This is a genomic window from Vibrio scophthalmi, from assembly GCF_040869025.1.
Taxonomy (GTDB): domain Bacteria; phylum Pseudomonadota; class Gammaproteobacteria; order Enterobacterales; family Vibrionaceae; genus Vibrio; species Vibrio scophthalmi.
Genome location: NZ_CP134271.1, coordinates 1,606,669 through 1,621,368, shown reverse-complemented (window position 1 = coordinate 1,621,368; position 14,700 = coordinate 1,606,669). Strand labels below are relative to the sequence as shown.

General features: G+C 36.2%; 14 protein-coding genes and 1 pseudogene. 1 reads left to right on the top strand and 14 read right to left on the bottom strand.

What is annotated here, in order from left to right:
* Positions 1 to 72: 72 nt before the first annotated feature.
* From RJD38_RS07410 to RJD38_RS07375, 8 genes are all read right to left on the bottom strand, one after another.
* A complete protein-coding gene (locus tag RJD38_RS07410; protein ID WP_367971425.1) occupies positions 73 to 1,104 on the bottom strand; it encodes a CapA family protein in 1,032 nt (343 codons plus the stop codon).
* Positions 1,105 to 1,115: 11 nt separating this feature from the next.
* Positions 1,116 to 2,213 carry a glycosyltransferase gene (locus RJD38_RS07405; RefSeq protein ID WP_367971424.1) on the bottom strand — a complete coding sequence of 366 codons (1,098 nt, stop codon included), beginning with the start codon at positions 2,211 to 2,213 and terminating at the stop codon, positions 1,116 to 1,118.
* Positions 2,214 to 2,314: 101 nt separating this feature from the next.
* Positions 2,315 to 3,529 carry a hypothetical protein gene (locus RJD38_RS07400; RefSeq protein ID WP_367971423.1) on the bottom strand — a complete coding sequence of 405 codons (1,215 nt, stop codon included), beginning with the start codon at positions 3,527 to 3,529 and terminating at the stop codon, positions 2,315 to 2,317.
* Positions 3,508 to 4,368: a glycosyltransferase family 2 protein gene (locus RJD38_RS07395; RefSeq protein WP_367971443.1), complete on the bottom strand. Its 861-nt coding sequence runs from the start codon at positions 4,366 to 4,368 to the stop codon at positions 3,508 to 3,510. Before RJD38_RS07395 ends, RJD38_RS07400 begins: the two co-directional genes overlap by 22 nt.
* 126 nt (positions 4,369 to 4,494) lie before the next feature.
* A complete protein-coding gene (locus RJD38_RS07390) occupies positions 4,495 to 5,601 on the bottom strand; it encodes a DegT/DnrJ/EryC1/StrS family aminotransferase (protein ID WP_367971422.1) in 1,107 nt (368 codons plus the stop codon).
* Between the two features lie 5 nt (positions 5,602 to 5,606).
* Positions 5,607 to 6,062 (bottom strand): acyltransferase, encoded by a 456-nt coding sequence (locus RJD38_RS07385; RefSeq protein WP_367971421.1) that lies wholly within the window; start codon positions 6,060 to 6,062, stop codon positions 5,607 to 5,609.
* Positions 6,059 to 6,457, bottom strand: coding sequence for a sugar 3,4-ketoisomerase (locus RJD38_RS07380; protein ID WP_367971420.1), 399 nt, complete (start codon positions 6,455 to 6,457; stop codon positions 6,059 to 6,061). The genes RJD38_RS07385 and RJD38_RS07380 overlap by 4 nt, the downstream gene beginning before the upstream one ends.
* Positions 6,457 to 7,143: a sugar nucleotidyltransferase gene (locus tag RJD38_RS07375; protein ID WP_367971419.1), complete on the bottom strand. Its 687-nt coding sequence runs from the start codon at positions 7,141 to 7,143 to the stop codon at positions 6,457 to 6,459. Before RJD38_RS07375 ends, RJD38_RS07380 begins: the two co-directional genes overlap by 1 nt.
* A 51-nt stretch (positions 7,144 to 7,194) precedes the next feature.
* On the opposite strand from RJD38_RS07375, the gene RJD38_RS07370 reads away from it, so the two are divergent.
* Entirely contained in the window at positions 7,195 to 8,403 is a 1,209-nt protein-coding gene (locus tag RJD38_RS07370) for an IS4 family transposase (protein WP_032073033.1), read from the top strand.
* A gap of 12 nt (positions 8,404 to 8,415) precedes the next feature.
* Here RJD38_RS07370 and RJD38_RS07365 read toward each other — a convergent pair.
* From RJD38_RS07365 to rfaH, 6 genes and pseudogenes are all read right to left on the bottom strand, one after another.
* Positions 8,416 to 8,664: pseudogene (locus tag RJD38_RS07365) on the bottom strand (sugar phosphate nucleotidyltransferase); the annotation flags it as partial.
* Positions 8,664 to 9,755, bottom strand: coding sequence for a dTDP-glucose 4,6-dehydratase (gene rfbB / locus RJD38_RS07360; RefSeq protein WP_367971418.1), 1,092 nt, complete (start codon positions 9,753 to 9,755; stop codon positions 8,664 to 8,666). The gene rfbB and the pseudogene RJD38_RS07365, both read right to left, overlap by 1 nt.
* An 11-nt stretch (positions 9,756 to 9,766) precedes the next feature.
* Positions 9,767 to 11,014, bottom strand: a complete 1,248-nt coding sequence (locus tag RJD38_RS07355; RefSeq protein WP_367971417.1) for an O-antigen translocase — start codon at positions 11,012 to 11,014, stop codon at positions 9,767 to 9,769.
* The gene (wecC, locus tag RJD38_RS07350) at positions 11,015 to 12,280 is read right to left on the bottom strand and encodes a UDP-N-acetyl-D-mannosamine dehydrogenase (RefSeq protein ID WP_367971416.1); all 1,266 of its coding nucleotides are present in this window, start codon (positions 12,278 to 12,280) and stop codon (positions 11,015 to 11,017) included. It lies immediately after the preceding gene.
* 13 nt (positions 12,281 to 12,293) lie between these two features.
* On the bottom strand, positions 12,294 to 13,421 hold the full coding sequence (gene wecB, locus RJD38_RS07345) for a non-hydrolyzing UDP-N-acetylglucosamine 2-epimerase (protein WP_367971415.1): 1,128 nt from the start codon (positions 13,419 to 13,421) through the stop codon (positions 12,294 to 12,296).
* 354 nt (positions 13,422 to 13,775) lie between these two features.
* Positions 13,776 to 14,315: a transcription/translation regulatory transformer protein RfaH gene (rfaH, locus tag RJD38_RS07340; RefSeq protein ID WP_065545809.1), complete on the bottom strand. Its 540-nt coding sequence runs from the start codon at positions 14,313 to 14,315 to the stop codon at positions 13,776 to 13,778.
* Positions 14,316 to 14,700: the final 385 nt, after the last annotated feature.

Genomic DNA, 14,700 nt, shown 5'->3' with positions numbered 1-14,700 from the left:
ACCTATACGGGATGAACCTTAAGAACGTGAAAAGCCAAGAGTGTTTTTGGATGAAGCTTTTGAAAGAACTTATCATTTTCTATGTTTTTTTAAATTTGAACGAACTAAAAAATCAATCATCACCTGCCTAAACTGTACAAACTTATCATTTATATAACTTTGCATCCCCCAACTTTTATAAATTGGTAAAAGTTTACGCTTCAAACGATTCTCTTTGAAAAAAGACAAATATTCAGCATCATTAAGACCTGAAAAACCACTAACTTTCTTTACATCCTCATTTTCAAATAGGGGAATTGGTCCTTTGACCACCAACTCGTTATTATGAGAAAATACCGAATACGAATCTAAATTAGTTATATCTATAGCTAACCCAGTATAAGCAACCTCTGGAAAATCCAAGTAATATCCAGAATAATTAAACTTTGGTAGATAAAAATTCCCTAGACCATAAATAATTGCTTTTCCTTTGTATAACTCAGCGCCTTGAATAATATGAGAATGATGACCTATTATCGATTCTACGCCCATATCTATCAATTCTTTAGCTAACATTCTATGGGCTGGCTGTGGATACCCTTCAAACTCATAATTCCAATGAAAAATAACGACAATTTTTAGCGTTGGGTTATCATGCAAGGCTTCTAAAACAACTGATTTAACATGCGTATATTCCAAAGGGTTACAACCGAGAGTATCTCGCCGTGCAGGCTTACAACCAATTGTCTCCCAACCAAAGTTTAGGATTAGATATTCACCAAATAGAATTGGAGTTTTCGCTTCACCTATATCAGCGCCCAAACCAGTATACTTTAAGTTTCTATCATCAAACTTTGAAAACAACTCAGATGGTTTATAAGAAAAATCAAGAATATGATTATTAGAAAGAGTAAGCCCAACTACATTTAAACTTGATAAAACATCAAAACACTTATCACTAGATGATACTGCTATGCCACTAGCAACTTTAGCACTATTAATGCTTGAAAGAGTACTTTCAAAATTAACAATTTTAGCCTTAGCAATAAAGTCTGCAGATATATTATCTAACTGTAAAACATCCGATTCATTAAATGGATACGCAAAATCACCACAAATAATCATTCGTAACTCTCCTAACTTAAATTCAATATTTCCATATACTTTTCAGCTCTATCTTTCGATGATGGCAAATTAGAAACAATTAGCTTTGCTAATGCCGTATCTACATCAACCTTTGTTCCAGAGGTAGTAATATTAAAAATAGCTTCAGCAATTGAATCGGGGCTTAATTCATCAAAGTAGACTAAAGTATCACCAAAAATATCTCTTACAAAATCCTTGTCTGAACAAATAACTGGAGTATCCATATAAATAGATTCTATTGGTGTTGCAGAAAAACATTCCAATCTACTGGGGAAAATTGTCGCATCAATTTGCGCATAAAAACTAGGGCATTGTTCAACTTTAATTTTACCGACAGTATAAAAATTAGAGATCGAATTAAAACCTAAAGAATCCATTTCCCCATCTGTTAATGTAAATATAAAATTAATCCCTAGGGAGTACTTTGACAAAAGAACATCATTAACAGATTTAAGAATAGCTAAATTTTTATGTGTATAATTCCTACCTAAATAGCCAACGGTAATACTATTTACCATGTCAGGAAATACGCATACCTTCCATTCTTCTCTTTTTAAATACAATGAGGAAATAGCATTGCTTACAACATGAATTGGCTTATCTCTTAAACGCTTTAAGCATAACAACTTATCCCTTACACTATTCTGCTCTACTATTAACACATCAGCTAGTGAAAAATAATACCACTGTAAAAGAAGCTTAAAATATAGTTTAATCCAACTTATAGTTGTTCTTTCAAAAATAATTGAGTTTTTATAATCTGCTAACCAAGGGTTAGCAAAGCCTGTGATGTGTTTTTTAATCTTAACATGAGAGTAAAATGGGCCAAAAATAGTAAAACATACCTCACAGTCTTCAAATATTTCTTTTATCCTGTTATCTAGACTTCTAAATCCAATGAAATCATAAATTAAAATTTCAAGTAAAGACTTAGTTCGCTCCGTAAGGTTATCAAACACCTCTGTTGAACATAAAAAAATGTATTTATGATTTTCAATATATGAAAGAGAGGCGAACTCATTTATAAAAGAGGCAGCTACTTGAACCCCGCCACCAGAATGAAGGTTGCTAGCATTAACTAGGTACATATACATCTCTATTTTACGTTAAAATAATGGGATATTAGGCATTAAACTGCCTTGTTAAGACGCCAAAGGCACTACCTAAGATTGAATGTGTTTATTAAAAACTAGCTTTTAGCCGGCGACTTCAAATTTCTTAACCCTGACATCAACAGGAATAAATATGGAAGAGTAATAACATCTGGCCGTTGATAAATAGAAGCACAAAAAGCCATAAAAAATGCAAATGTATTTCTATTTACTTTAAATTTCGTAACATAAATAAAAGTTGAAAAAATAAAAATAAAAAACAAGACACCACCGAAAACACCAAGGTTATATATAATGACCTTCCAAGAAGAAACATCAACCCCTAAATTTGAATGCGCCTGAAAACCATTACCGAGCCAAAAATCGTTACTTTTAAGCGTTTGGATGTAATGCTCCTCAAAACCCGAAGAAGATCTATTATCTCCAGATATAGTTCCATCGGTAAAACTCAACCGAGAAAAAACAAACTTATCAACAAATTCATTTTGGCTAAAAGACGATAAAACTATTAAACTAAAAATTATAGCTGACAAAGCAACTTTAAATCTTGCAATCAGCAAATAAATAAAGGAGATAGCAAAGAATGCTAAGGAGAACGTTAACACTCCAGAAGCTAGAATAACTTTGTAATACCACTTGTCTAACTTAAAATTATTTGCACTAAGAATAATTGCAGCTAACGTACCATACAAACCGGGTTCATTAAATGGTCCTGATATACGATTAATACAGTTATCACCTAAGCATATCGTTAGCGTATCGATCCAGACAACAAAAAAAGAAACAATATACTCAATTCCTGCATCGACTTTTATCTGTTCAATTGGTTGTATAGTTGGGTAAACTTGATAATTAACTACCCCAGACAAAGCTAGCAACCAGACGATTAGTGCAGTCATACCGAAACATGCGAAAACGATAGAGAAATACCTAAACGCTTTTTTAATATCTATACGTTCGAGCACTAATATCCAGACAAGTATTAAACATCCACTATAAAAAAACCTTGCCAGCCCCGTGATAGTATCGTCACTAAGAATGTATCGATACAAAATATAAGGCAGACATAAAAAGATTAAAAAAAACTCAGGTTTTTTGAATTCAATAAAAAGAATAGAACGAGCAAGACCAACAAATGCAACAAAAAACAAAACTGACTTTATAATTATTGCAAAAGGAAATGTACTCCATATAAAATATGGTTTTAACATTAACAAACAAAGTAGCATTACACTAAAAGAATTAAATGATGAGTTTAAGCTTAAGCGTGTTAACTTTTTCGTAAGCTGCATAGTAACTTCTTCACGCTAAATTTAGTAAATGCAACCATCACATCAATAATATCAATATTTTTAAATTCAGAAAATACAAACAACCAAGCTTTCAATATTTCCCCACCTTTAAGGAAATTGATAAATTTAATTTTATTTTTTGCATAAAGATAAAGCTCATGGTCTGCATAGCTATGAACTAAGCGCTCCCTTTCACAGCTTATTAAAGCTATATTCTTGCTGGTATTAGAATCATGTAAGCGATACTTACCAAGAACTTCGTTAAAAGTAACAATCTGATACCCCAAACTCGTCACATTTAAAAAAGAATAGTAATCTTCAAGTTTAGTATTCGAATCAAAACCACCCGAAACCTTTAAAATATCAGTTTTCCACATAACATTAAGAGCTGGGATGTAATAGCTGTTTAGTAGTATTTTTTTGAAATCAAAAGTTTTCTTCTTCCTAAAAAGGTTACGTTGTCGTTTATTTAAAATATGACTTTCACCATCTAAAGTCATATACCCAGCGGAAATAGCTGCTACAGATTTTTTAAGTAATGGAAAATTGTAAACTTGACTATCCAACTTATTAGCTAACCACACATCATCAGAGCCGAGAGCACAGAAATACTCACCATTTGCCATTGAAAGGCCTAAATTAAGTGTTTTAACCACCCCTTCATTAGGTTTCCTAATAAATTTAAAATCGAATAACCGCGCCAATTTACTAATGACTTTATAACCCTCATCAGGAGAACCATCATCAATAACTATCAATTCAAAATTCTTATAACTTTGATTAATTACAGACATGATACATTCTTCAATGTACTTTTCATGCCCATAGTAAGGTATCACAATAGTAACAAGTTTAGATTGCAAAATACCACCTAATATAAACTATGAATTCATACTATTACAGTGTCGTTACAATAACAACGACACTACAATAAAACCGATTTATAAATATATGACTTGTAAAAATTAAGATAATGAAAAGTGATTCAACTTATTAATTATATATCGAACATCCGAATTAGTTAAGGTTGGACTTATTGGGATACTTAATACTTGATCATGAAGTTTCTCAGAGATTGGAAATGAACTACTTTCCCACTCGCAATAGGCATTTTGCTTATGTGGTGGTATTGGATAGTGAATCAATGACGAAATATTATTCTTGTCCAAGTATGCTTTAAGCTTTTCTCTATAATCAGTTTTTATAACAAATAGGTGCCATACATGGCATTCCTCACTATAAACACTTGGCAGTTCGATAAAAGTATTGCAAATTCCATTCAAATAATCAGAAGCAATATCTTGACGAACTTTGGTTTCTCTATCTAAATGGTTTAACTTAACGCGTAACATTGCTGCTTGAATTTCATCTAAGCGACTGTTCACACCTTTATATTTATTTTTATATTTTTCGTGTGAACCATAATTACGTAGAGCACTTAGAACCTCTAACAATTCTTCATCATCAGTCGTAACAGCTCCAGCATCACCTAATGCACCTAGATTTTTCCCTGGATAAAAACTAAAAGCTCCAGCATCACCCCAAGTTCCAGCTTTTTTTCCATCAATCATTGCGCCATGTGATTGAGCACAATCTTCTAATACCAATAAATTATACTTCTGGGCTAATTGCGTAATTTCTTTCATTGGTGATATTTGACCATACAAATGCACAGGTAAAATCACTTTTGTTTTTTCTGTTATAGCAGATTCAATTCCGTCAGCCGTTAAGTTAAAGGTATTTATATCTGGCTCAACAAGCACAGGCGTTAAGTTATTTTCTGAAATAGCTAAAATCGAGGCTATGTAAGTATTTGAAGGGACGATAACTTCATCACCATCGTTAAGCTTCCCTAACTCTTTCCATGCTCTTAGCGTTAATATTAGCGCATCTAATCCATTAGCAACGCCAACACAATATTTACTACCGCAATAATCAGCAAACTCTTGCTCAAATGCGTTCAGTTCATTACCCATAATGTACCAACCGGAATCAATAACTCGTGAACAAGCCTCTTTTAATTCTTGGTTATATTGGTGGTTTATTTCTTTTAAATCTAAAAATGGGATCATTTCATTTACTCTATATATCGAATAACTTTAGCAGGATTACCAACGACAACAGCATTATTAGGTACATCTTTTGTAACCACAGCGCCTGCTCCTACAATTGCATTTTCACCTATCACAACTGAAGGTAAAATAGTCGCATTAGCACCGATTGAAGCGCCTTTTTTTATAATTGTCTTTGGAAACACGTCAGGATACTGTTTGGAGCGAGGATATTTATCGTTTGCAAAAGTAACACATGGCCCTACGAATACATTATCTTCGATGGAAATCCCATCCCAAAGATAAACTCCAGATTTTATAGTTACATTATTGCCAAGAAAAACGTCATTCTCAATTAAAGTATGCGCACAAATATTGCAGTTAGTTCCTATAACGGCACCTTCCAAAATTACTGAAAATTGCCATACCTTAGTCTCTATACCTATATTATTGCTTTGTACATCAGCAAGTTTATGAATCATTGTGTAGCCTTTTTGAACTTCTCATACTCGCGAATATAATCCGCTTCGTCATAGTAATCACTAGCTAAAACAACCAAAACACAATCTTCAGAAAAATCATGCATTTCGCGCCATTTGTTATTATCAATGTACAAACCAACACTTGGTGAATCTAACACAACTGACTCTCTGCACTTTCCATTATCTAAAATAAAACGACAACTTCCCTTTACACAAATAGCAACTTGTTGAAGATTTTTATGTGAATGAAACCCACGAGCCACTCCTTGCTCTGTACCAAAAATATAATAAACGCGTTTTATATCAAAAGGAATATTTTTATTTTCTTCAAGTGAGATCAAACCACCACGATTATCACCTAATAAATCAAACTCAATTGTCTTTATTAAACTCATTACTCACCTTCACATAAGTCAATTAAATATTGACCATAACTATTCTTCTTGAGTGACTGAGCTAAAATCATCACTTCCTTTTTGGTTAACCAACCATTATTCAATGCAATTTCTTCTAAACATGCAATCTTGTAGCCCTGTCGGTGTTCAACCGTAGCAACAAATTGACCAGCTTCTAATAGACTTTCGTAGGTACCGGTATCTAACCACGCAAAACCTCGACCTAACAACTCAACATTTAATTGATTTCTTTCAAGGTACGCCTGATTAATGCTGGTTATTTCTAACTCACCACGCTCTGACGGAACAATCGATTTTGCGATATCTACTACTTCGTTATCATAAAAATATAAACCAGTAACTGCATAATTTGATTTTGGTTTTAATGGTTTCTCTTCTATTGATATTGCTTTCATTTCTTCATCAAAATCAACTACCCCAAAACGCTCTGGGTCCTTAACTTTATAACCAAATACTGTAGCACCAGCTTCTCTTTTAGATGCATCAATCAACATAGGAGAGAACCCTTGGCCATAAAAAATATTATCACCAAGCACCAAACAAACAGAGTCACCACCAATAAACTCTTCACCGATAATAAAAGCTTGTGCTAATCCATCAGGCGTAGGCCTGAGGAATCCCCTAATGATTTTGATAAAAATCATAAATTTAAGGTAGATGCACATCTTGTCATGTGATCAAATGGTTCTGAGAAAAATCAATAACCAGACAACAAGATGTGCGAACTCGATATTTTACACGACTCTCTTTACCAATTCTGCCCTGAATTGCACTTAAAACGACTCAACAGTTTAACGCTGGCTTGCCACGCATTACTTGAATGTAAAACGCTCACTCTTACCGAACTTGGTCGTAACCTGCCAACGAAAGCCAGAACAAAACATAACATCAAACGAATCGACAGATTGTTAGGTAATCGTCACTTGCACAAAGAGCGACTCGCTGTATACCGTTGGCATGCCAGCTTTATCTGTTCAGGTAATTCGATGCCCATTGTTCTTGTTGACTGGTCTGATATTCGTGAGCAAAAACGGCTTATGGTATTGCGGGCTTCGGTGGCACTACATGGTCGTTCTATTACTCTTTATGAGAAAGCCTTTCCGCTTTCAGAGCAATGTTCAAAGAAGGCTCATGACCAATTTCTAGCCGACCTTGCAAGCATTCTACCGAGTAACACTACACCGCTCATTGTCAGTGATGCTGGCTTTAAAGTGCCATGGTATAAATCCGTTGAAAAGCTAGGTTGGTACTGGTTAAGTCGAGTCAGAGGGAAAGTGCAATATGCAGATTTAGGTGCGGAAAACTGGCAACCTATCAGCAACTTACATAGCATATCCTCAAGTCGCTCAAAGACTTTAGGCTATAAGAGGTTGACTAAGAGCAACCCAATTTCATGTCAAATTGCACTGTATAAATCACGTCCTAAAGGCCGAAAAAATCAGCGTTCGACACGGACTAATTGTCATCATCCGTCACCTAAAATCTACTCCGCTTCGACAAAAGAACCATGGGTTTTAGCGACTAACTTGCCCGTTGAAATCCGAACACCAAAGCAACTTGTTAGGCTCTACTCGAAGCGTATGCAAATTGAAGAAACCTTCCGAGACTTGAAAAGCCCAGCCTACGGTTTAGGCCTCCGTCATAGCCGAACTAGCAGCTCAGAGCGCTTTGATATCATGCTGCTAATCGCCCTAATGCTTCAACTGACATTTTGGCTTGCTGGAGTTCATGGTCAGAAACAAGGTTGGGATAAGCACTTCCAAGCTAACACTGTCAAAAATCGAAATGTACTCTCAACAGTGCGCTTAGGGATGGAAGTTTTGCGGCATTCTGGCTACACAATAACGAGGGAAGACTTGCTCGCGGCTGCAACCCTGCTTGCTCAAAATCTATTCAAACATGGTTGTGCTTTGGGGAAATTATGAGGGGATCCCTCAGGGCGTAGGCTGAATAGCGTAGTCAATTTCTATACCAAATTGACTTCCATCACCTAATAAACGTTTAAAACTCTCACAATCCTCAGGGCTTGTAATAATTAATATTTCACGAATACCCGATAGCATTAAAACAGACAGTGGATAATAAATCATTGGCTTATCATAGACTGGTAATAGTTGCTTAGATACACCCATGGTTATAGGGTAAAGGCGAGTACCCGACCCACCAGCAAGAATAATCCCTTTCATTATTTTTCTTCCTTGTTAACTACAGATTGACTTGATACGCCTAAACGCTCACCTGCATAAGAACCATCAAGTACGCGTGACCACCACGTCTTATTATCTAAATACCATTGAACGGTTTTACGGATCCCTGACTCAAAACTCTCTGTTGGTTTCCAACCCAATTCACGTTCAATTTTTGATGCATCAATGGCATACCGAACATCGTGACCTGGACGGTCGGTTACGTAAGTAATTAAATCTTCGTACTGAGCAACGCCTGCTGGTTTGGCTGGAACTAGTTCCTCAAGCAGTGAGCAAATAGTCATTACCACGTCAATATTAGCTTTTTCATTATGACCACCAATGTTGTAGGTTTCTCCAACTTTTCCTTCAGTAACCACTTTATATAAAGCACAAGCATGGTCTTCAACAAACAACCAATCACGAATTTGCATACCATTGCCATACACAGGTAAAGGCTTTCCCTCCAAAGCATTTAGGATCATTAATGGGATCAACTTTTCAGGAAAATGATAAGGGCCGTAATTATTTGAACAGTTCGTTACAACGGTTGGCAGCCCATAGGTACGTAACCAAGCACGAACTAAGTGATCTGAAGATGCTTTTGACGCCGAATATGGGCTCGATGGCTCGTACGATGTCGTCTCAGTAAACAAATCATCCGTTCCTTCCAAATCCCCATAAACTTCATCGGTTGAAATGTGGTGAAAACGAAACGCTTGCTTTTTACTGTCCGATAATATATCCCAATAAGCACGAGTCGCTTCAAGTAAAGTATATGTACCTACAATGTTGGTTTCAATAAACGCCGCGGGGCCATCAATAGAACGGTCAACATGCGATTCAGCAGCTAAATGCATCACTGCATCAGGTTTATGTTTAGCAAAAACTCGATCAAGTTCAGCGCGGTGACAGATATCAACTTGCTCAAATAGGTAACGTTTTGATGCTTGAATGCTAAATAATGACTCCAAATTACCTGCGTAAGTAAGAGAATCAACATTAATGACAGAGTTTGATGTATTGTTGATAATGTGACGGATGACAGCTGAACCAATGAAACCTGCACCGCCAGTTATTAAAATTTTCATAAAACCCTTATTCAATCAAAAATATGTTTTTTCATTAAAATTATCATCGCAATCAAATACAACAAATAATTAAACGCATAAACGTAAGTAATACCAATAAGACCTAATTTATCTATAGCAAATAAAGATAAAAAGACGAAACTTGATGAAAATAAAACCTCAGTAATTATAAACATCTTTGTCATGGCTTTTGCCAACATCAAATATGCAATCAACCATGCTGTAATTTTGAATAAATCACCAATTAATTGCCATTTGAATAATTCTTTCATTGCCTGAAAATCTTCAGTAAACAAAGACCATATAATAAAATCTTTTAACAGATACATGATCAAAGCTAATACAACGACTATTGGAACAAGTATCATATACCCTTGTTTTAATTCTCTTCTAAGTTCACACTTCTCTTTGATTTCAGATAAACGAGGTAAATAATAGGTTGATAGCGCAGTTGTCACGACCATTAAGTACATAGATGATATATAGGTCATAGCTTGCCAATAACCAGCGGCATCCCATGATAATGTTTCACCAATATGGTTACGAACAATCATTAAAGAAACGGGAACGGTAAACGCAGAGACCAAAGCCATGAGCGAATAATTTAATAATTTTCTTGATTCATTTGTATCAAATTTCCCCCTGAAATTTTCAACAATGATTATTTGATGCTTTCTCAATTTCCACAATACGATTAAAAAAATGACTGACTGATTTGTAACCATCGCAATCAAAGCGCCATCTAGTTGAAAAAATAAAATCAAGATTGTGGTAAAGACTAAACTATAAACACTTTGAATTATATTAATCGAAATGAACGTTCTTATTTCTTTTAAACCATTTAGGATTGAAAGAAGTAACTGATTTAGTGAAAATAATATTAATGTAAAGCCAAAAACAACAAAAACATAATTATACTCACTTGTTTTGAATACAAAATCAGAAAAATAGGATGCGCCAAAAACAAGAATACAACTTAAAGGCATCGTGCACATGAATGTTAACTTTAATGATGTACTCCACAATGAGCTCCGAACATTATGATCATCATGATATTCTGCCGTGTATTTAGTTACGCCTGTATTAATTCCTCCCTTTGCTACGGTTTGTATAATTCCTAAAGCATTTTGAAACTGAGCTATCGCGGCTAAACCTGATGGCCCAATAAATATCGATACGGCTTTATTTATAACTAAACCGGATAAAATTTTAATCGCTGTCGATATGAATGTAAGGATTGAGGTTTTAGCTAGATTCACCTACCAGATACCTTTTGTATCAACAATTAATCCATTACTAATAGGGGCTAATTTAAACTCTTTATGATCTACCAATAATACATGTATTTCTGATTTTTTACTTGCTTGTTCAAAATCACAAAACTCAGCATTAATTGTAGATGAAGGCAGTCTAGACACGTTTGGTTCTACAACAATAACTTTACCAGCATGCATTTCAACAATTTGTTGAGCAATCAACATTGCAGGACTCTCTCGTAAATCATCGATATCAGGTTTAAATGCTAAGCCATAACAAGCAATAGTTAACTCTTTTGCTGTTTTATCTGGATTAGATTGTAAAAATTCGGCAATAGCTAATTTAACTTTATTAATAACCCATTCAGGCTTAGCATCATTCACTAATCTAGCAGTGTGGATTAACTTTGCTTCTTCAGGGGTCTTAGAAACAATAAACCAAGGATCTACAGCAATACAATGACCACCAACTCCTGGGCCTGGTTGCAAAATATTAATTCGAGGGTGGCGGTTAGCTAACGATATCAGCTCCCAGACATTAATATCGAGTTTGTCACAAATAACTGAAAGTTCATTTGCAAATGCGATTTGAACATCCCTACAACTATTTTCTGTCAGCTTAGCCATTTCAGCCGTACGCGCATTAGTAATAACACAATCACCTTGCACAAACGTTTTATACAGCTCAACAGAACGCTCAGAACAACGTGAAGACATTCCACCAATAACGCGGTCATTTTCTACTAACTCACGAACAACATGTCCTGGTAGAACTCGTTCTGGACAATGCGCAACGTTTACGTCTGCATTTTCACCAGCAAGTTGAGGGAAGCTTAGATCAGTTCTTGCTTCAGCTAACCAAGCAGCAACCTGCTCTGTCGCGCCTACTGGTGAAGTTGACTCTAAAATTACCAAATCGCCTTTTTTCAATACAGGAGCAATACCTTCACAAGCCGATTTAATATAGCTTAAGTCTGGCTCAGGCACGTCGCCTTCATTACAAGGTAAAAATGGTGTTGGTACTGCTATCAAAAATGCATCGGCTGGTTCAGGCTTTAAAACCGCTTTTAAATATCCCTCACTAACAGCTGCATGCACAATCATATCTAAATCAGGTTCTACAATATGAATCTTGCCCTGATTGATCGTATCTACTGCATGTTGATTCACATCAACACCAATAACCTTCTTCTTACGTGATGCAAACATCGCTGCGGTAGGCAAACCGATATAACCTAAGCCAATAACTGAAATAGTTTCGAAAGACATTTAATTACTACCTTTAAATTGTTTCTAATACATTAAGAATTTTTTGGCACGCGAAGCCGTCACCATAAGGGTTATGAGCAAAGCTCATCTTTTTATATGCTTCGTCGCTTGTTAATAAAAGATTCAAATTCTCCACGATGGCATCGATATCTGTACCAACCAACTTTACCGTCTCAGCTTCAACAGCCTCTGGTCGCTCAGTGGTGTCGCGCATAACTAAAACAGGCTTCCCTAAAGATGGGGCTTCTTCTTGAATACCACCGGAATCTGTTAGAATGATGTTAGAACGCATCATTAAATAGATAAATGGCAGGTACTGTTGAGGCTCTATGAGATAAATATTCTCGATGTCCGCCAAGATGCGATTTACCGGTTCACGAACATTTGGGTTTAAGTGCATTGGGTATAAAATCTGCGAATCTGGATGCGCTTTTGCTGTAATAGCTAAAGCTTCGCAAATACGCTCGAACCCGCCGCCAAAGCTCTCACGTCGGTGACCGGTAACTAAAATCAACTTTTTATCTTCATCTAAGAATGGAAACTGAGATGCAAGCGTTCGCTTTAAGTCTTCATCACTTTCAATTTTATCTTTAACCATTAAAAGTGCATCGATGACGGTATTACCTGTAACAGTGATATCGTCAGGGTTAAAGTTTTCTTTTAACAAATTATGCTTAGATGTTTCAGTAGGAGCAAAGTGGAACTTTGTTAAGGCACCAGTTAAGCGGCGATTGCCTTCTTCAGGCCAAGGCGAATAAATATTACCAGTACGCAAACCTGCTTCTACATGCCCAACTGGGATCTGCTCGTAATAAGCAGCAAGACTCGCAGCAAATGTGGTAGCTGTATCACCGTGCACAAGTACAACATCTGGTCTAAAATCTTCCAGTACAGGTTTCAGTTCCTGAATGATTTTAGCCGTTACGTCATTTAATGTCTGACCCGCTTTCATCAAGTTCAGATCATAATCAGGCGTGATCTCAAACAGTTCAAGGACTTGATCAAGCATTTCACGGTGCTGAGCAGTGACACAGCATCTTGCTTCAAAGCGATCATCCGATGCCAAAGCGTGAACTAAAGGAGCCATTTTGATAGCTTCCGGTCTGGTACCAAATACCGTAAGTACTTTCTTTTTTGTCATTAGATCCGACCTGATTTGAGTATTCCCTCTGACTGAGGAATTGAATAATCACACTTTCTAATCTCAGCCTGTAGAACCAAGCTGAGACACTTTTAATCCATTTTGAGACAGTCGCTCTTGTTTATAAGTAAGCGCTATCCCTTATAAGCCTTGGGTTTCGTTGTTTTTCTGCTCTTTCTCTTAAAACAGTCCCAATAGGCTCATTTTTCCTTCCAACCGAATGCGCACTGAAACCTCTTTTTAGTGGTCAATTGCATCTTTATTTACGGCTAATCAGGCACGCTACCGCCCTTAGGTTGCAACCCCTAAAAGCTGATGGTTTTACCGTATTGTTTTTGTTGACCGAATCTCGCTTTAGTTTGCAACCAGTTCAATCGAACGATTGTCTATGCTCAGTCTCACTTGCTTGTTTAGTAACTCGATCAGCAATATGCTGCGTTGTTCGCTTTCCGCTTCTAAAAAAATAGCGGCGACATTTTCATAGCTGCCATCGTTTATAGTGACTTGGTCACCACTTTTTAACGTTAAATCGATGGCGTTATCTTTTAGTGCTTTTAGGTCTTCGATTAAGCGATCTGGCACCATCTGCGGCTTACCTGCAAAATTAACAAAGCCGTATACACCAAAGGTATTGTTTACTTTTGATGCGTAACTTGACGAAATGTCTAAATGAATAAAGAGGTAACCAGGAAACAATGCTTCTTGCTTAAGGATTGTTTTACCGCGAATCGTTTTTAAAACGTCGATGGTAGGGAAATAAGAGGTGATCGTTTGATTGCTAAAGTTCAAACCTGCACGTTGTTCCTGCTTCGATTTGCAACGAACAAGAAACCAACGCTTGTTATTAGTGGGGATATCTAAATCGTCTTTCATCACTTTAGCTACTTTGAACATCCATTATTGTTCGCATTCCCTTGGTCTTTTGGTCGAGTCTATAAATTGAAATCATGACCGAAACCAAAAACTAGCGCCTTCCTCGACTTATTCTGAGTCACTCTTTTGAATCACAAAATCGCTGCACTCGCTTAGCGTTGCCAACGGTTTGCAACCCCGCTGCATTTCTATTCAACAAATTGTACATATTCTACTAGAAAGGGCTCAAATATAAAGAGTAACCATCAGTTAAAACCAATTATATTTTTGTAATTACACGCACTATTCCGATTGCTTCGCATCTAGCATCTAGCATCTAGGAAAATTTAACCCTCTAAGCGCTCGGGTTATAAACTGCCGTTATGAAAAAGTCCGCCACATTACGTGACGGACTCTATATTCCATT